Origin of the sequence: Bacillus sp. BPN334 (assembly GCF_008368885.1) — a bacterium.
Classification (GTDB): Bacteria; Bacillota; Bacilli; order Bacillales; family Bacillaceae_G; genus Bacillus_A; species Bacillus_A wiedmannii.
Window position 1 is genome coordinate 299,205 of record NZ_QOZW01000020.1, and the last position, 18,113, is coordinate 317,317.

The 18,113-nt window shown below is 36.1% G+C and carries 11 protein-coding genes, 3 pseudogenes and 1 riboswitch; of the genes and pseudogenes, 7 read left to right on the plus strand and 7 right to left on the minus strand.

What is annotated here, in order from left to right; translation table 11 throughout:
- Positions 1 to 17: 17 nt before the first annotated feature.
- Both DN393_RS28145 and DN393_RS28150 read right to left on the minus strand, forming a co-directional pair.
- Positions 18 to 650, minus strand: coding sequence for a LysE family transporter (locus DN393_RS28145; protein WP_000466561.1), 633 nt, complete (start codon positions 648 to 650; stop codon positions 18 to 20).
- Between the two features lie 138 nt (positions 651 to 788).
- The gene (locus DN393_RS28150; protein WP_064476568.1) at positions 789 to 1,517 is read right to left on the minus strand and encodes a YqcI/YcgG family protein; all 729 of its coding nucleotides are present in this window, start codon (positions 1,515 to 1,517) and stop codon (positions 789 to 791) included.
- Positions 1,518 to 1,761: 244 nt separating this feature from the next.
- Here DN393_RS28150 and cspB point away from each other — a divergent pair.
- A pseudogene (gene cspB / locus DN393_RS28155) lies at positions 1,762 to 1,845 on the plus strand (cold shock-like protein CspB); the annotation flags it as partial.
- Positions 1,846 to 1,964: 119 nt separating this feature from the next.
- Positions 1,965 to 2,213, plus strand: coding sequence for a DUF2564 family protein (locus tag DN393_RS28160; RefSeq protein WP_000534395.1), 249 nt, complete (start codon positions 1,965 to 1,967; stop codon positions 2,211 to 2,213).
- Between the two features lie 33 nt (positions 2,214 to 2,246).
- Here the strand turns inward: DN393_RS28160 and DN393_RS28165 are convergent, their stop codons facing one another.
- The 3 genes from DN393_RS28165 to DN393_RS28175 form a co-directional block, all read right to left on the minus strand.
- Positions 2,247 to 2,423, minus strand: a complete 177-nt coding sequence (locus tag DN393_RS28165) for a zinc-finger domain-containing protein (protein WP_000358801.1) — start codon at positions 2,421 to 2,423, stop codon at positions 2,247 to 2,249.
- A gap of 12 nt (positions 2,424 to 2,435) precedes the next feature.
- Positions 2,436 to 3,095: a ribonuclease H family protein gene (locus tag DN393_RS28170; RefSeq protein WP_088048423.1), complete on the minus strand. Its 660-nt coding sequence runs from the start codon at positions 3,093 to 3,095 to the stop codon at positions 2,436 to 2,438.
- A 148-nt stretch (positions 3,096 to 3,243) separates the two neighbouring features.
- A complete protein-coding gene (locus tag DN393_RS28175; RefSeq protein ID WP_088048422.1) occupies positions 3,244 to 3,732 on the minus strand; it encodes a QueT transporter family protein in 489 nt (162 codons plus the stop codon).
- Between the two features lie 6 nt (positions 3,733 to 3,738).
- Positions 3,739 to 3,783, minus strand: a riboswitch (PreQ1 riboswitch).
- A gap of 132 nt (positions 3,784 to 3,915) precedes the next feature.
- On the opposite strand from DN393_RS28175, the gene DN393_RS28180 reads away from it, so the two are divergent.
- The 3 genes and pseudogenes from DN393_RS28180 (at position 3,916) to DN393_RS28190 (ending at position 6,073) form a co-directional block, all read left to right on the plus strand.
- Entirely contained in the window at positions 3,916 to 4,788 is an 873-nt protein-coding gene (locus DN393_RS28180) for an aldose 1-epimerase family protein (RefSeq protein WP_088048421.1), read from the plus strand.
- Between the two features lie 70 nt (positions 4,789 to 4,858).
- The gene (locus DN393_RS28185) at positions 4,859 to 5,245 is read left to right on the plus strand and encodes a reverse transcriptase-like protein (RefSeq protein WP_064476572.1); all 387 of its coding nucleotides are present in this window, start codon (positions 4,859 to 4,861) and stop codon (positions 5,243 to 5,245) included.
- Between the two features lie 13 nt (positions 5,246 to 5,258).
- Positions 5,259 to 6,073, plus strand: a pseudogene (locus DN393_RS28190) (DMT family transporter).
- 2 nt (positions 6,074 to 6,075) lie between these two features.
- Here DN393_RS28190 and DN393_RS28195 read toward each other — a convergent pair.
- Positions 6,076 to 6,336 (minus strand): DUF6123 family protein, encoded by a 261-nt coding sequence (locus DN393_RS28195; protein WP_001195212.1) that lies wholly within the window; start codon positions 6,334 to 6,336, stop codon positions 6,076 to 6,078.
- Positions 6,337 to 6,518: 182 nt separating this feature from the next.
- Here DN393_RS28195 and DN393_RS28200 point away from each other — a divergent pair, with 182 nt between their 5' ends.
- Positions 6,519 to 7,109 (plus strand): cysteine hydrolase family protein, encoded by a 591-nt coding sequence (locus DN393_RS28200; RefSeq protein WP_149174144.1) that lies wholly within the window; start codon positions 6,519 to 6,521, stop codon positions 7,107 to 7,109.
- Here DN393_RS28200 and DN393_RS28205 read toward each other — a convergent pair.
- Positions 7,024 to 7,878, minus strand: a complete 855-nt coding sequence (locus tag DN393_RS28205; RefSeq protein WP_370458112.1) for a GNAT family N-acetyltransferase — start codon at positions 7,876 to 7,878, stop codon at positions 7,024 to 7,026. The two genes, DN393_RS28200 and DN393_RS28205, sit on opposite strands and share 86 nt — an antisense overlap.
- A gap of 48 nt (positions 7,879 to 7,926) precedes the next feature.
- Here DN393_RS28205 and DN393_RS28210 point away from each other — a divergent pair.
- Positions 7,927 to 18,113, plus strand: a pseudogene (locus tag DN393_RS28210) (DUF7507 domain-containing protein); the annotation flags it as partial.

Below are 18,113 nucleotides of genomic sequence, written 5' to 3' on the forward strand. Positions count from 1 at the left end.
AAATCTCCCCTTCAATCTTATGTGAACAACTGTAAAGCTTTGTATGCAAAATGGATAGAATATCCTACTAAAATAATACCTGCTCCGGCTGTTATATAGCCAAGTGCTTTTTGCTTTAATAAAGTTCTGCCAAAATGGACAGAAAAAGCAATATTTAAATTCCATAAAATAATGCCAACGATAATACAAAGACTGTACAAAAATGCTTCTTGTTTCGTTACCTTCGTAAGCAATGAGCTAAGTGTACTTCCGTATATACCAAACCAAAAAACAAGATTTAATGGATTGGATATCGCAATTAAAAAACCTGCCATAAACGATTGTTTCAGGCCACCTACCTCTTCCTTTTTATATTCCATATTCGTGTGGGAAATTCCTTGTTTTACACTTTGAAATCCTAAATAAAATAATAAGAAAAACCCTGTGCAATACATAAAAGCTTGTACATATGTATACATAAACACAGAAGATAAACCGAAGTAGATGAGAAGCATAAACAAAATATCTGCAGTCATCCCACCAATTCCAACAACCCACGCATGCCAAAAACCTCGTTCAATTCCTCGTTTTAACATTTCAATATTAATCGGACCTACTGGCGCAGCTAATGAAATACCTAATACAATTTGTTGTATAATCGCTCCAAACATCGCTCTATCCTTTCTACTTCCTTTACTATTAAGTAATGTTGTAATGATTAAAAATAGACTAGCTTTCATCAAAATATTTACTACTAAAATACCCTTTTTTATCCAAAATATACAAAAGAGCCATCTGGATGATGGCTCTTACTTTTCTAACTTATGAAGAAAAGGACATTTTCCTTTTACCACCTCTACATCGTCTCCTATGAAGTATTGTTTCCATTCGCGATGATCTGGATCACCATAATGACTAATATTAGGATGTTTCGGCAGCTGATCCCACTTTTCAACTCGATCTCGGACCGTTTGTCTTGAATATGCTCCTTTAGGGCGATCCCCTTCTAATCCATCAAAGATGGTGCGTGGTTGAAACCCAATAACGAGAGAATTTCCTAAATGCCTAGTTTTTCTTTGTTTATAAGCTGGCGCATTTCCAAATGCGAATATCGGTTCACCACCAAATGAAAATTCCCATAAGTAATGGTCTGGGTCTTCCGGAATTTGCTTCGGCCATGTTTGATCATCGTTTTCATGTAAATATTGTAGTACTTTCCAAAAATAATCACGATAATATTCCAGTGATTGTTCCTCACATTCCGGTTCCACAAAAAGAAAGAACCCTCTTCTTACAATTGGGCGCTCTTTCATTAACTCTAAAAAAGATAACATTGTATGTGGCAAATGACTCCAATCATTATGAGAGAGAAATGAATAACGAAGTTCATTCTTTTTTAAAGCTGTTAAGCCGAAATAACACGGGAAAGTTGGTTCTAGCACGACACTCGAAAAATTTTGAAATTCTTTTGTAACCCAATTTGGTATGTCAGTTCTCGTTCTCATTCCTTCATTATCTAATAAATAAGACTCATTCATTCTTTCTTTCACCTCATTATGTATAGCATTCAATTAAGAATATTACATACTCGGCCTGTCCTATACCTATTTAAAAATTCGGCTGGAAAATTATTTAAAAATACAAAAAATAAAATCGCTTACTTGACTAATTTCTACCAATTCGTGTATATTTAAATTAATCATTTAGCAGAATATTCAAGATTATAGCATTTTTAGTTTATATTATCTTTCAAATGAATTTCACTAAATGAAGATAGCAAATGCTTTAGAAGAAGGTCAAGAAGTATCTTTCGATATCACTGAAGGAAACCGCGGACCTCAAGCTGCTAACGTAGTAAAACTTTAATCCAACATATAACAGGAGGTTACCTTACTTGGTAACCTCCTTTGTTATTCCTTTGTATATTTCCGTTTTACAGAGCAAAAACTATGTGAAATGCGCAATATACAAAGGAGGAATTAATAATGGGATCAGAAGTAAATGATTTTGAAGAAGTGAAATTCCGTGTAGAAACAGCACAAAAAATGGTAGGATCAGCGACAATTTCAATGGATCCAGATACATTAGAGCATGCGACTACTGCTGTAGAAGCCGCTCGCTCTCAGCTTGAAATTATGAAATCTGTTGCGACAGATTTAGATGAGCCATTTTTAATGAATGAGGAAAAGAAATTAAGTAAATGCGAGCATCAATTAAATGAAGCAAGACACTAAAAAACATCCAGAGAATTTTCTCTGGATGTTTTTTCATGATAACTGTTCTCCATACTTTTTCAATGTTTCTCCAACTGTACATTGTCGTATACAAAATGAATGAGCATAATACTTACTATTTGTCTTTCTATTATGTTCTCGCAAAAAACATCCTTCACAATACGTTTCTAATAAGTCATTTACCTCTGTAATGAGTTGCTTTTTATCCACCTTTGCACCTCTCTATTCGGTTATTTCTTTATGACTATCAATGACTGTTCCTTCTAATGCTTGCGTAGCTAATTGATGCGCTTCTTTATTTTGTTTTCTAGATATCGGCTCACATACAAGTTTTAATTTCATTTGCTTCGCTTTTTGTTCAATTTGATCTAAGTAATGATTTAAATGCTCATCATAACACGGCCATTCTCCAGCCAATTGCTGCAGTACAACTTGAGAATCGCCGCGAAGTGTAACTGCTTCATACTTAATTCCTAATTCCTCGAGTATATTCATGCCATATAGTAATGATGCATATTCCGCTTCATTATTATCATATATACCTTCTATATATGCATTACGGCGAATTCGGTATTTTGTATTTCCTTTTTTATAGTATACACATATACCTACTCCAGCTTCTTTCTTCTGTACATCATAACCGCCATCAAAATAAACGAGTATTTCTTGGGGCTCTTCCTCCACTTGTTTACTCAGCTTTTTCATTTCCTTTAATGACCATTCTGCATCCATTTCATCATAAAATGATAGTTCTTTCACTCTTCCTGTTTTCTCGAAATCCTCTGCAAATTGCAATGCATCTTCTATGTTCATATAATCTGTCGTTAATTCCGTCTGTAATCCGCTCTTTGTTTTATACAACCAATGGATTTTATATTTCATACTAGATTCCCCTTATATAAGATTTCTTATATGTAGTCAGCTAATGAAAGCCTCACTTTATTTTATTATATTGTATCAAGAGTCACAGCATTATATTCAATTTGCTTACATACAAAAAGAGCTATCCCTATAGGAATAGCTCTTTCATCTATTGCATAAATCTTTCAAATTGTACTCGTTTATTAATCCAGTACATTACAGGCATACCAATCGCCATGACAACAAATTCACCGATTGCACATGTTAACCAAGTCAACATAAATGGTAAATCAAATGCAAGATGAAGTTCAGTTGCAATCATAAACATTGTAATTGTAAAAATAACTGTATTAAAAATCATACGAGCCCAAACACCTTTAATAAATCGCATAGAAATAATCGTTGCAACTAATGCAAGAATAGATTGCCCTACTCCAAATACTAAATCGTAAGCGATCATAGGTGAGAAAAAGAGATTTGTTAAAAATACACCTAATACAATTCCGTAAATTGCTTTCTTATTAAATACAACAAGATGATTAAACATCTCTGAAATACGAAACTGTACATTCGTAAAGCCAAATGGCTGAATCAGCATAGAAACAGCAATATATAATGCCGCTAAAATACCATTACCGACTAATGTTCTAATATTCATGACAAAATCTCCTTAGTTTTTTTACGTGGGATGGTTTCGAACCACGTTATTCGTTTTTTAAGCAACAAGATTATATTCTACGCAATACACACTCTTTCGTCAATAGATCCCTATCATTAACTACCTTTTTTCTTTTGGACAACGTATAATAAAACATATGAAAGTTTTAGGAGGTTTCACTTCATGACAGCAACAATTCAAAATGAAAAAGTGATCGTTTCCATTTCTGACAATGGTGCAGAATTACAAAGCGTTCGCTTAAAAGAAGATAACACTGAATACTTATGGCAAGGCGATTCTACTTATTGGGGGCGCCGCGCACCAATTTTATTCCCAATTGTCGGCCGATTAGTAGATAATACATACTACGTAGATGGTAAACCATATTCTTTAACACAGCACGGCTTTGCTCGTGATCTTACATTCTCTGTAAAAGAACAAAGTGAAACAAAAATCACTTACATTGTTACTAGTAATGAAGAGACATTAAAAAAATACCCATACGAATTCGAATTACTCGTTTCTTATGAACTAGATGAACAAATCGTTCATGTAACATATGAAGTAAATAATCCTGCTTCAAAAGAGATGTTCTTCTCAATCGGAGCACACCCTGGTTTCAACTTCCCCTTATTAGAGGGCGAATCATTTACAGATTATCATTTATCATTTAATGATTCTGAACGCTTAGAAACAAGCGTATTAGAAGGACCTTACCTTTCAAGTAAAAAACAATTAATTGCTGAAAATACGAATGAATTACCACTTACATACGATTTATTTAAAAATGATGCGCTTATTTTTGAAAATATGAATACGGATGAAATCTCTATTCGTTCTCATAAACATAATAAATTTGTAAAAGTAGAATTTGATGGATTCCCATTTGTTGGCGTGTGGACACCAGGCGAGAACGCACCTTTCTTATGTATTGAACCTTGGTACGGTATTGCTGATGAAGTAAATCCAGCAAAAGATTTCAAGGAAAAAAAAGGAATTCAATCTTTACAAGCGAATGAAACATTTACATGTCGTTATAGTATTACAATCGGCTAAGTTACTCTATCCCCTACTTCAAGGAAACATATAAGTAGGGGATCATCTTATAATATGGAGGTTTCTCATTTTGATTGAAGTATATATTGATGGTGCATCAAAAGGAAATCCTGGTCCTTCTGGTGCAGGCGTGTTTATTAAAGGGGTGCAACCAGCTGTACAATTATCACTGCCCCTTGGGAGAATGTCCAATCATGAAGCAGAATACCACGCTTTACTTGCGGCATTAAAATATTGCACGGAGCATAATTATAACATTGTCTCTTTTCGTACAGATTCGCAACTTGTCGAGCGAGCTGTTGAAAAAGAATACGCAAAAAATAAAATGTTTGCACCACTATTAGAGGAAGCATTACAGTACATAAAAAGTTTTGATCTCTTTTTTATTAAGTGGATTCCAAGTAGTCAAAATAAAGTTGCTGATGAATTAGCTAGAAAAGCTATCTTACAAAATTAACGGGGGGATGAGTGTGAAAAAAGATTGGATTGCTCCTCTTGCGTTATTATTCGTCTCTTTTATTTGGGGAGCTACATTTGTTGTCGTTCAAAATGCTATGTCTTTCGTTGGTCCATTTACTTTTAATGGTATTCGCTTTTTATTCGCTGGAATTATTTTATTATTCGTTCAAATGATTTTCTCAAAAAAATCTTCAAAACAAGATATAAAACAGAGTAGCCTCGCTGGATTAATCGTTGGATTCTTTTTATGTATTGGCTATGTATTACAAACATTCGGCTTACTTTATACAACTTCTTCAAAAGCAGGCTTCTTAACAGGGCTTAGTATCGTTATGGTACCAATTCTATCTTTTATCTTTTTAAAACAAAAAGCTACTATTTTTATCGTATTTGGTATTGCTGTAGCAACAGCAGGTTTATACTTATTAACAGCTGGTGATTCTTTTCAATTAAACATCGGCGATATACTCGTTCTCGGTTGTGCAGTTGCTTTCGCTGCTCATATTCTCGTTAACGGCTTCTTCTCTAAGAAAATATCACCTTTATTATTAAGCACGTCGCAAGTATTAGCTGTCGGTATGTTTTCTTCTATTTGCGCCTTTTTGTTTGAAGATTGGGAAAAATTATTTTCAGTAGCACTATGGACGAATTCTTCTTTTTTATTCGCTCTATTTCTAATGAGCCCGTTTTTGCTGCATTAACAGGCGTTCTCGTTGCAAACGAACAACTTTCTATTTCTGCTATTATCGGATGTCTATGTATTTTCCTAGGCATGGTTTTTGTTGAATTACCTTCCAAAACAAAAAAAGAAGCGCAGGCTGCGTGAAGTTACGCTTGTAACTTTCGCATAAAAGCCTTAGCGCTTTTTTTATCTGTAATTTCTTCTTCTTTCAATCGTTCTAATAACGCAACAAAATAACTTCCATCAAACTGTAATTGATGTTTAATTGTCGCTTCTATTGCCGCGTTCACAATACCATCAGATGCACCAGTATATCCTTGTCCGAACATAATAAATCCTTGTGCTTCCTCTGATAATTTAAATCCTTTCGTATGTAAGAATGAAAGATAATCTTCTACTGTTTGCATGTTATTCCCACCTACTCAAAAATTCTCCATCTCCTATCATACATGTTTTTACACGCTATGAGAATGAAATTTCTTTGACAACTTTGTAAATCTATCGTCTACTGCATAGACAATAGAGGATTTCCTTGTAATATGAATGAATATGTATAGTGGAACTTATTTCATATTAAAGGGGAGACACGATGAAACAAGCACTATTAATTATCGATGCGCAGCAAGAATTAATGGATGGAAATGAACAAGAAAAAGAAGTTTTTCGTAAAACCGAGTTATTATCTACACTAAATACAGCCGTACAGAAAGCGATAGATGCAAATGCCCTTATTGTTTTCGTAAGAGATATCGATGTTGCTTCTGGTAGTGGAGAAGGATTTGAAGTACATAATGAAATTAAAGTACCTCAGTCTGCAATCCTTATTAATAAAGCAGCAACAAACTCATTCTATGGCACTTCTCTACTTGAACTTTTAAAAGAAGAAAAAATTAATCATATCGTTATCGGTGGATGTAAAACAGAACATTGCATCGACACCGCAGTTAGAACAGCTACTGTACAAGGATTTGATGTTACATTAATTAAAAACGGTCATTCCACAACTGATTCTAACGTATTATCTGCAGAGCAAATTATTGGTCATCATAATAAAACTCTACATGGACATTATAACGTTGATCATTTTTCAATGGTTAGAGATGTCGAGGAAGACCTTTTTCAACCAACTCACGACCAATATTATTCCGTTTTAATAATTGTTCACTATTTCTCATCATAATTGGTGGTGTATTAACCTTTTGAAAGCCAACAGCCTCTAATTGATTTATAAAATCTTTTTTACCCTCTGGTACATCAATTCTTACTTTACCATGATGTTCTCTTGCTAAATAATGTACAATTCTCATTGCCATCGCATCATTTTCAGCAACGACCGGACCTATTATTTTATTTTCTAGTGTTTGTATACTTAAACCGTAACCTAATACATTTTGTTTGTTGTCCTTTACAACGATGCATTGTTCACTTTGTATAATTCTTTTCTTTAAAAATACTTTTCTATTTGTTCCAAACGCATATTCATCTATTTTTATTATTTCTTCTAAATCAACCTCTTCATAATCCATCATACATTCTTCATTTTCTACACATTTATGATTCACATTGTATGAGTTGCATATGTATTTAGAAACATAGCTCACTGACTTGAACCCTAACTTTTCGTATAAAGGCTTTCCCTCATCCGTAGCAATAAGCATTATTGGAGTTTGAGCTGATACAGTCATAATGCATGAATTCGTTATCGCCTTTCCGATCCCACCTCCCTTATAAATCGGATGTACAATCACCATTCCGATAGACGCTAATTTCTCCCCATATAATATAATTGCCGCGCTAGCAATAAGTTCCTTCCTCCCATTCCACACACCGTATACAATACCTGAGTCAAAAATAGTCTCAATTTCTTCTCTGTTATAATCCCAGCCAATATAAGAAGATAATGCAACAATTATCAAATCAACTTGTACATGTTTCACTTTATCTGTCACACACATATCCTATTTTGACCAAGACTATATTGTAAATGAGGTGACAACATGCCCATTACGAATCGATTTTCTACCACCACTAACGGCGCACTCGCAATTACAGGTAATACACTCGGGTTAAGTAAAATTAGTAATCAAAACCGTGCTGGTACAATCGGGGCAATTGGTGCATTCGTAACTACGAATACTGCTTTACAAGTAACGACTTTTCCTGCTGGTACAACATTAAACTATACACAAAATAGTTCTACCGCTATTTTGAATATCCCTGCTGGTAGTACTATTCTTTACGCAGAACTCGTTTGGGGTGGAAACTATTTATCTCGTGATCAAAACATTACGAGTGTATTAGGAAACCCCGTTTCTTTTACAACACCTGTGTCAACATACTCAATTACCCCTTCGGCTGTTACAGCTTCAAATCAAACATTCGTTTCTGGATCTGTCACATTTGGATTTTACACACGATCAGCGGATGTAATGGAGCCGTTAATTCTGCAGGATGGACGCTTATTGTCGCTTATCAAAACGGTTCCTTACCCGCAAGAAATTTAACAATTTACGTAGCTGGTAACCGCGTTTCTGTAGAAACCGGTAGTGCAGATGTATCTGTCTCAGGGTTTTTAACACCTGCCGGGGGACCTGTAAGCGGGAGATTATTTTTAAGTTCTACTGAAGGGGATGCTGATTTAACTGGGGATCAAGCTTTATTTGGACCAAATTTCAGTTCATTAAATGCATTATCTGGGCCAAATAATGCTGTTAATAATTTCTTCGGTTCTCAAATTAATAATGCTGCAGGGAACTTAGATACAACTGGTACATTTGGAACGCGAAACCAGAGTGCCTCTACAAGTACAAATATCTCCGCTGGAAGACAAGGATGGGACATTACTTCCATTGATATTTCTCCTTATTTAACAAATTCCCAAGTGTCTGCCTCAATTCGTTTAACTACTAACGGGGATGCATATATGTTAAATACAGTCGGTTTACAAATCAATATAAACTCACCTAATATACAAGCAACTAAAAGCGTGAATAAAAGTGTCGCTACAATTGGAGATATTCTAACCTATACAGTTACTGTTCCTAACACCGGGCTTCTTCCTGCAAATAACGTTACTTTTACAGATGTTCTCCCTAACGGTACTTCCTTTATACCTGGAAGCGTAACGATAGATAACGTACCACAAACAAACGCAAATCCGGTCGCCGGTATATCTCTGGGGACAATTAATAATGGCTCTTCTCGTACAGTAGCTTTCCAAGCGACTGTCGTTTCTCTTCCAAGTCAAAATCCTATCTCTAACACTGCGAATATTACATTTCAATATACACCGATTGCCGGAGGAACGACTTTTAACGGTCTTGCAACAAGCAACTCTGCAGGAACACAAATTAATCTCGCAGATATTAATGGAACAAAATCAGTTAACAAAATCTTTACTGACATTGGTGAAACGTTAACTTACAGTATTGCCTTAGCTAATATAGGAAATATCGCTGCAACGAACGTTATATATACGGATCCAATCCCTAGTGGGACTACTTTCATTCCAGGAAGTGTAACTGTTAACGGAGTTATTCAAGCTGGAGCGAATCCCGCTAATGGTATATCCATTGGAACCATTGCTGCAAATTCTACTACTATTTCATTTCAAGTATTCGTTCCTTCTATCCCCCAAACAAATCCAATATTAAATAGTGGTACAACAACATATCAATACATTCCTGTGCCAAATCAGCCTGCAGTAAGCGGGACTGATACGACGAATATCGTATCTACTCAAGTGAATAACGCTACTGTAACTATGGCAAAAGCAGTAGATAAAAATTTTGCAGATATTGGTGATACGCTAACGTACACTGTTTCCTTTACAGGTACAGGTAATACGAATGCGAACAATGTTATTTTTACAGATGTCATTCCTACTGGAACAACTTTTGTTCTAAACAGTTTAACAATAGATGGAACGACACAAGTTGGAGCAAATCCTGCTAACGGTGTGAACATTGGATCTATCCCAACTGGCTCAACAAAAAATGTTTCCTTTCAAGTAGTAGTAAACACAATACCCGCGTCAAATGTCGTATCTAATGGATCAAGCGCTTTTTATCAATATACCGTCAATCCTAGCCAATCACCAATTACAAAAAATATCTCTTCTAATCTTGTTTCCACTCAAATTAACAACGCGAATTTAACATTAACAAAATCAACAAACAAACAATTTGCCACAATTGGCGAAACGATAAGTTATACAATCCTCATTACAAACAGTGGAAATACAGCTGCAACTAACGTGCAACTAACAGATCCACTTCCAAATGGAACGATATTGACTCCTGGTACTGTAACATTAAACGGAGTTTTGCAAAATGTAGATTCTCTCGTTGCTTTACCTATCGGCACAATTCCTGGCGGAGCTACTTTTACACTTTCTTTCCAAGTAACAGTCATCAATATTACCGCCCAAAATCCTATCATTAATAATGCTTTCGTTTCTTATTTATATAGTGTAAATCCAAGTCTGCCACCAACTTCAAAAACAGCAAATTCTAATTCTGTTACATCAACAATTAGACTAGCAAATCTTCAAGCTACTAAATCTGTAGATAAAACATTTGCGGAAGTTGGAGATGTATTAACTTATACCTTTGCTCTTACAAACGATGGAAATGTTGCGGCGAACAATGTATTACTATCCGATTCAATTGCGAATGGTACTGCCTTTGTACCAAACAGTGTTACGATTAACAATGTTGCTCAGCCAGGTGCTACACCAGCTAGCATCAATATTGGTAGCATCAATGCAAATACTACAATTACAGCTTCATTCCAAGTATTAATAACTAGCATTCCAAATCCTAATCCTATTTCAAATAGCGCTTCTATTTCCTATAACTTTATCGTGGATCCAAACGCTTCACCTGTAAGTAAGAACACTACTTCAACCACTACATTTACTCAAGTAAACGATGCAAATGTCATTTCAGCAAAAACAGTGGATCGAGCGTTTGCTACTGTTGGGGATGTATTAACTTATACTATTCTTTTAACGAATGCAGGAAGTGTTACTGCTGATAGCCCTACTTTCGTAGATACAAATCCAGATGGTACTACCTTTATTCCAAACACTTTCCTTATTAATGGTGTACTCCAAAATAACGCTGATCCAAACGTCGGTGTTCCGTTACCTTCCATTCCTGCTAACGGTGAAATTACTGTTTCTTATGAAGTAACCGTCACTGCTTTACCTACACAAAATCCAACAACAAATTCATCTAGTACACAGTATAGCTTTATTCTAAATCCAGGCGATCCACCAACTATAGAAACCTCTTTAAGTAACACTGTAAGCACACAAATTAATTTAGCGAATGTAGTTATTGTCAAACAGGTAGATTTAACTATTGCTGATGTTGGGCAACCAATCACATATACAATTGCTTTAGCTAACCCTGGGAATACTCCAGCGAATAATGTAGTCGTTACCGACATACTCCCTCCTGGTACGACTCTTGTACCAAATAGTATTTTTATAGGCGGCGCTTTACAGCTAGGTGCTGATCCAAGTGTTGGTCTTCAAGTTGGGACAATTCCCGCAGGTGGAATTACAACCATTGTTTTTCAAATTAGTGCAAATAGTTTACCTTCACCAAATCCAGTTCAAAATAGTGCTGCACTACAATATAGCTTTATCACAGATCCAAATTTACCTGCTGTTGTTAGAAATGCCACTAGCAATATCGTAACGACACAAATTAACACCGCAAATCTTGTTGCTAGATGGTACCATCTTCCTTCCTAATACTGTAACGATTAACGGTGTCCCTATAGCAAATGCAAATCCTGCTAACGGCATTTTGATCGGTACGATTGGGGCAAATTCATCACGTACCGTTTCATTCCAAGTTTTTGTACCAACTATTCCTGCTGTAAATCCAATTACGAATCAATCAGGCACTACATTCCAATACACGTACGATCCATCCAAACCAACTGTCATGCAGATGGTGGTATCTAACACTGTACAGACAACTATTAATAACGCCTCGATTACCGCCACAAAATCTGCTGATAAACAGTTTGCGAACGTAAATGATATTATTACGTATACGACTACTTTAACGAATAATGGGAACACTCTTGCATCAAACGTGATTTTTACAGATGTAATTCCAAACGGGACATCGTTTATTCCTAATAGTGTAACAGTAAATGGGAATCTACTTCCTAATGTAAATCCAGCGAATGGAATAGCAATTGATCCAATAAATCCGAATGCAAATACGATAATTTCGTTCCAAGTGCAAGTAAATTCCATCCCGAATCCGAACCCAATCCCTAATCAAAGTAATACAGCATACCAATATGTCATAAATCCTAACTTACCTCCAACATCCGCCAATGCGTTAAGTAACGTAATAACAACTCAAATTAATAACGCTACAATCATCGCTACGAAATCAGTGAACACACCGACTGCTGCAATTGGAGATATCGTTACCTATACGATTGCAGTTACGAACACAGGAAATATCCCTGCTAGTGCTACAGTTTTAACAGATGGACTTGGACCAGGCGCATCCTTCATCCCAAATTCCGTTACAATAAATAACGTTTCCCAACCTGGATTAGACCCGTCATTAGGTATTCATTTAGACGATATTTCACCAGGAGGCACTACTTTCATTACATTCCAAGTGAAAATCCTCGCTATTCCACCTAGTGGAACTTTAACGAATAATGCTCTTGTAAACTACGAATATGCAGTGAATCCAACTGAAACACCAGCTGTTGGTAGTACCGTAACAAACACGACAGTTACACCGATTGTTGATGCTACTTTAGTAATAAATAAAAATGCTAGTACAACTTTTGCTACAATTGGAGATACAATTACATTCACTTCAGTTGTTACAAATACCGGAAATACTACTGCTAATAACGTTGTATTTACAGATACAATTCCAAACGGTACCGCTTTTGTCCCAAATAGCTTTAAAATAAATGGTGTAACCATCCCAAATGCAAATCCACAAAACGGTATTACTATTGGTAACTTGAATTCAAATGCATCGGTTACACTTAGTTTTCAAGTAAATATTACAACTCTTCCAAACCCTAATCCAATTCCTAACAAATCATCGCTTCAATATAGCTTTATTGTTGATATTAATGAGCCGCCTGTTTCACGAACAGTTCAATCCAATAAAACTTTTACACAAGTAAATACCGCTTCCGTTATCGCAACAAAAACTGCAAGCAGTGCATTTGCTGCTGTTGGAGATACAATTACGTATACAACTACCCTCACTAATAGCGGAAATACTACCGCAAACACACCTGTTTTTATCGATATATTACCACCTGAACTTTCATTCGTTCCTGATAGCGTACAAATTAATACGATCCCACAACTTGGATTTAGACCAGAGAGCGGGATTTCTTTAGACCCCATTCCAGTTGGAGGAACGACAACAATTAGTTTTCAAGTTATCGTTGGCTCAATACCAGCTACAAATCCTACGTTGAATCAATCCAGTACGACATATTCTATCATTGTGGATCCTACCCAGCCACCGGTGACAGAAACAGCTACAAGTAATCCAACTTTAGTGCAAATTAACGAAGCATTTATTCAAGCAACGAAAAATGTGGACCGTATCTTTTCTGACGTTGCACCAGGAAATTCATTTTTAACGTATACTGTTTTATTAGATAATATAGGGAACACGACTGCTACGAATATCATTTTTACAGATCCAATTCCAAATAATACAGTATTTATAGAAGATAGCGTTCGAGTAGGTGGGGTTTTATTACCTGGAGTAAATCCGGCGAATGGGATACCAATTGGGGATATTATTGCAGGAGATTTTATAAACGTCACCTTCAGTGTGCAAGTAGTTAGTATTCCAAATCCTATTTTTACAATCGGACCTGGAGGGCCAAATTCACCGGTTGTAAACGGTGCTTCTATTAATTATCAATTTATGACAGGACCTAATTTACCACTCGTTTCAAGAAGTACGACATCCAATCCTGTTTCGACACAAATAAATTCTGGGGAAATTGTGGCAATTAAATCTGTAGATAAAACTTTTGCAACAATTGGAGATACAATTTCTTATACAATTTCATTAAGCAATCCTGGAAATGTAACATCACAAAATGTGATATTTACTGATATGTTACCTGACGGAACAACATTTATTTCTGGAACTCTTATAAACGAATTAGGCACTCAACAAATTGGGAATCCAGCTAGTGGGATTCAGATTGGAAATATAAACCCTGGTAGTATGGTTGCTATTACGATAAGCGTACTTGTTACAAACATTCCGAGTATAAATCCAATTTCGAATTTTAGTTCTGTACAATTTGCACATGTGGTCGATCCTAGCCAACCATCCGTATCACAAACGAATGTATCTAATGCAGTTTCAACAACAATTAATAGTGCAATATTAAATACAACAAAAACTGTTGATAAATCTATTATTTCCGTCGGTGATACACTTACGTATACAACTACAATTACGAATACAGGAAATACACCTGCTACAAATATAACTTTTACAAGTACCATTCCTCCTAGCACTACTTTCGTACCAGATTCGGTCACAATAAATGGCATCCAACAGCTTGGTGCACAGCCAGCACTTGGAGTAACTATACCAAATATCGCTCCAGGTGAAACAGTAACTGTTACTTTCCAAGTAAATGTTATTTCTGTTCCCCCTTCAAGCTCGATTATGGGTAACGATACGATTTTATACTCTTATACTGTTGATCCAAACGGAACTCCTGCTACTACTTCTACTTCAACGAATATTGTTACAACCCCTGTATTAGATGCTATGATTACGATGATTAAATCAGTCGATCAAACACTTGTAACGCTAGGTGATACCATTACCTATACGACAACCTTAACGAATAGTGGTAATACAAACGCAACTAATATTACTTTCACTGACCTTATACCAGATGGTACAACGTTTATTACTGATAGCATTACAATAGATGGCATCACGCAAATTGGTCTTAATCCTAATACAGGCATAACAATTGGAGCAATTGCTCCTAACAGCTCAATAGCAATAGCATTTCAAGTTACCGCTACTTCTACTCCTGTTCAAAATCCTATTGCCAATTCCGCTAGTTCTTCTTACACATTTATCACTGACCCTAATGCCCCTATTGTTTCAAGAAATGTTACTTCAAACACAGTGTTCACTACAATTAACACAGCTACCATTCTTTCATTAAAACAAGTCGATAAATCCTTTAGTCGTATTGGAGACACACTCACCTATACTGTTACTTTAACAAACAATGGAAACTCATCCGCACAAAATGTTATTTTCTCAGATACAATACCGAGCGGAACTACATTTATTACAAACTCATTTTCTATTAACGGGGTTCCTCAAAGTGGTGCGGACCCATCGAACGGTGTAAATATTGGGCCTATAACAGCTGGGTCTACAGTAAATGCTTCATTCCAAGTAAACGTGGCGTCATTACCAACCGAAAACCCAATTGTAAATTTCTCATCAACATCGTATCAATTAGTCTCACCGCCTGATGCAGAAACTTCAATTAGCAATCCTGTTTCAACTCAAATTAAAGAAGCTATATTATCCATGACGAAAAACGAGAGTGTATCCTTTATAGACGTCGGGCAAACTGCTTTTTACACTACTTCTATTTCGAATATAGGAAATACAGATGCAGCCAACATTGTATTCACAGATGTATTACCGAGCGGACTCACATTTGTTCCTAACACATTAACTGTTGATGGTGTTTTACAACCTGGCGCGAATCCAAATACAGGTGTATTACTTGCAGCACTTCCGCCTAATGAAATATATAGTATCGTATTTCAAGTTACGGTTAACAGCATCCCACCTATTAATCCTGTACCAAATACAGCATCAACGACGTATGAGTTTACTGTTGATCCTGTTAATCCTCCCGTTTCAAGTACAGCTAATTCTAACACGACGCTTCTTCAAATAAACAATGCAACTATTATTAGTACAAAAACAGCAAATCTTACTTTTGCGGATGTTGGTAATACAATAACATTTACACTTAACCTTCCTAATACCGGGAATGTGGCTGCAACTGATGTTACCGTTATGTGTAAATATCGGTTCAATTAATGGTGGAAACACATCAATCGTCATATTCCAAGCCATCGTTTCAACCCTCCCAATCAACAATCCTATTTCTAATTCGGCTCTTACCACTTACCGTTATATTGTTGATTCAGATCAGCCGCTCATTTCAACTTCTAATCCATCTAATACAACGACGACACAAGTTAATAGCGCTATCCTTACTGCACAAAAAAATTCAAATGTGGAAACAGTAGATATTGGGCAAGATATTGTCTACTCCGTTACGATTACAAATAGCGGAAATGTTAGTGCGACGAATGTTATTTTTACCGACCTAATTCCAGACGGAACTTCCTTTGAACCGAATAGTTTTACACTTAACTGTTTCAAAAAACATTACTTCAAATAGTGTTACAACAACAATTGAAAGTGCTATTTTAACTACTACTAAAATCGGAGATAAAGCTTTTGCAACGATTGGTGATACGATTACGTATACAACTACGATTACGAATACAGGAAATATTCCTGCTAATAACGTTATTTTCTCAGACCCGATTCCATCGTGGACACAATTTGTTGCAGGATCAGTTATTGTTGATGGCACACCATTAGCATCTACTTCTATCATTGACGGTATTGGCATAAATACAATCATTCCAAATCAAACTGTAACAATCATGTTCCAAGTTCAAATCACAAGCAACCCAACAACGTTCACACCTGAACTCCAAAACTTAGGATTTGTGAACTTCCAATATAACGTAGGAAATGCATTACAGGCTCAGCCTGGCAATGTGGAAACGAACGTCTTCGTTACTTCTATTAATTCAGCAATACTTTCAGCTGTAAAAACTGCTAATACTGCCTTTGCAAACATCGGCGACACGATCACTTATACAGTTTTAATTCAAAATAGCGGCAATACAAACGCTACGAATGTAAATTTCTCAGATCCGATTCCAACAGGAACAACTTTTGTTGAAAATAGTTTTACTGTAAATGGAAGTACCATTCCAGGTGCAAATCCAAATAACGGAGTGAATATCGGAACCGTGAACACCGATAGTTCCTTAACAGTTACTTTCCAAGTCATAGTTACATCCACTCCACCTTCGAACCCAATTACAAACGTTGCATCTATTCAATACAAATTTATAGTTAATCCAGCCTCTCCTCCTGTTACAGGTACAATAACTTCTAATAGTGCTTCCACACAAATTAATAACGCGACTGTTACAACTGTTTTAGAAGCAAATCGATCAATCGTATCTATCGGAGATATCATTACGTATACAGCAACATTAACGAATACTGGAAACTTCCCTGCAAATTCTGTATTACTCATTAACGGAGTTCCTGAAGGGGCATTATTTGTTCCAAATAGTGTTACGCTTAACGGGATTCCACTTCCAGATGCAAGTCCAACTCTCGGTATTCCAGTTGGTATTATCGCACCAGGTGATTCTGCTACGATTACGTTCCAATTTCTTGCAAATTCTATTCCACCGCAAGGAGCAATTATAAATCAAGCACTTACAAGTTACACTTATATTGTCGATCCAAGTCAACCTCCAGTTACAGCAACATCTTCATCTAATACGGTGAATACAGCTGTCGTTGATGCATCGCTATCTGTAATTAAAAATACAGATTCCCTCGTACAGTCTACTGACGGTACAATCACTTACACTGTAGTCGTTCAAAATAACGGGAATACAACTACAAATACAGTTACTTTAACAGATTTGGTCCCAGAGGGAACTGCATTTATTCCAGATAGTGTGACCATTAATGGCGTTTCAGCTCCAGGTACTGATCCAAACGTAGGGATCTCATTAAACTCCATAATTTTATCGCCGATCCAACTGCTCCTATCATCTCTCGAACCATTACGTCTAATCCAGCTTTCACACAAATTTCGGATGCGAATGTTCTTTCTTTAAAAGCAGTCAATGCACAACAAGCAACAACAGGTGATATTTTGACCTATACGATAACGCTAGAAAATACCGGAAATATTCCAGCTACTAATCTCATATTTTCAGATACGCTTCCAGAAGGGACTACATTCGTAGAAAATAGTTTTACAC

Bases quoted from the DNA above. Each gene is read 5' to 3' on its own strand.
- DN393_RS28145 (WP_000466561.1), bottom strand. From the start codon at position 650: ATGTTTGGAGCGATTATACAACAAATTGTATTAGGTATTTCATTAGCT.
- DN393_RS28150 (WP_064476568.1), bottom strand. From the start codon at position 1,517: ATGAATGAGTCTTATTTATTAGATAATGAAGGAATGAGAACGAGAACT.
- DN393_RS28160 (WP_000534395.1), top strand. From the start codon at position 1,965: ATGGGATCAGAAGTAAATGATTTTGAAGAAGTGAAATTCCGTGTAGAA.
- DN393_RS28170 (WP_088048423.1), bottom strand. From the start codon at position 3,095: ATGAAATATAAAATCCATTGGTTGTATAAAACAAAGAGCGGATTACAG.
- DN393_RS28175 (WP_088048422.1), bottom strand. From the start codon at position 3,732: ATGAATATTAGAACATTAGTCGGTAATGGTATTTTAGCGGCATTATAT.
- DN393_RS28180 (WP_088048421.1), top strand. From the start codon at position 3,916: ATGACAGCAACAATTCAAAATGAAAAAGTGATCGTTTCCATTTCTGAC.
- DN393_RS28195 (WP_001195212.1), bottom strand. From the start codon at position 6,336: ATGCAAACAGTAGAAGATTATCTTTCATTCTTACATACGAAAGGATTT.
- DN393_RS28200 (WP_149174144.1), top strand. From the start codon at position 6,519: ATGAAACAAGCACTATTAATTATCGATGCGCAGCAAGAATTAATGGAT.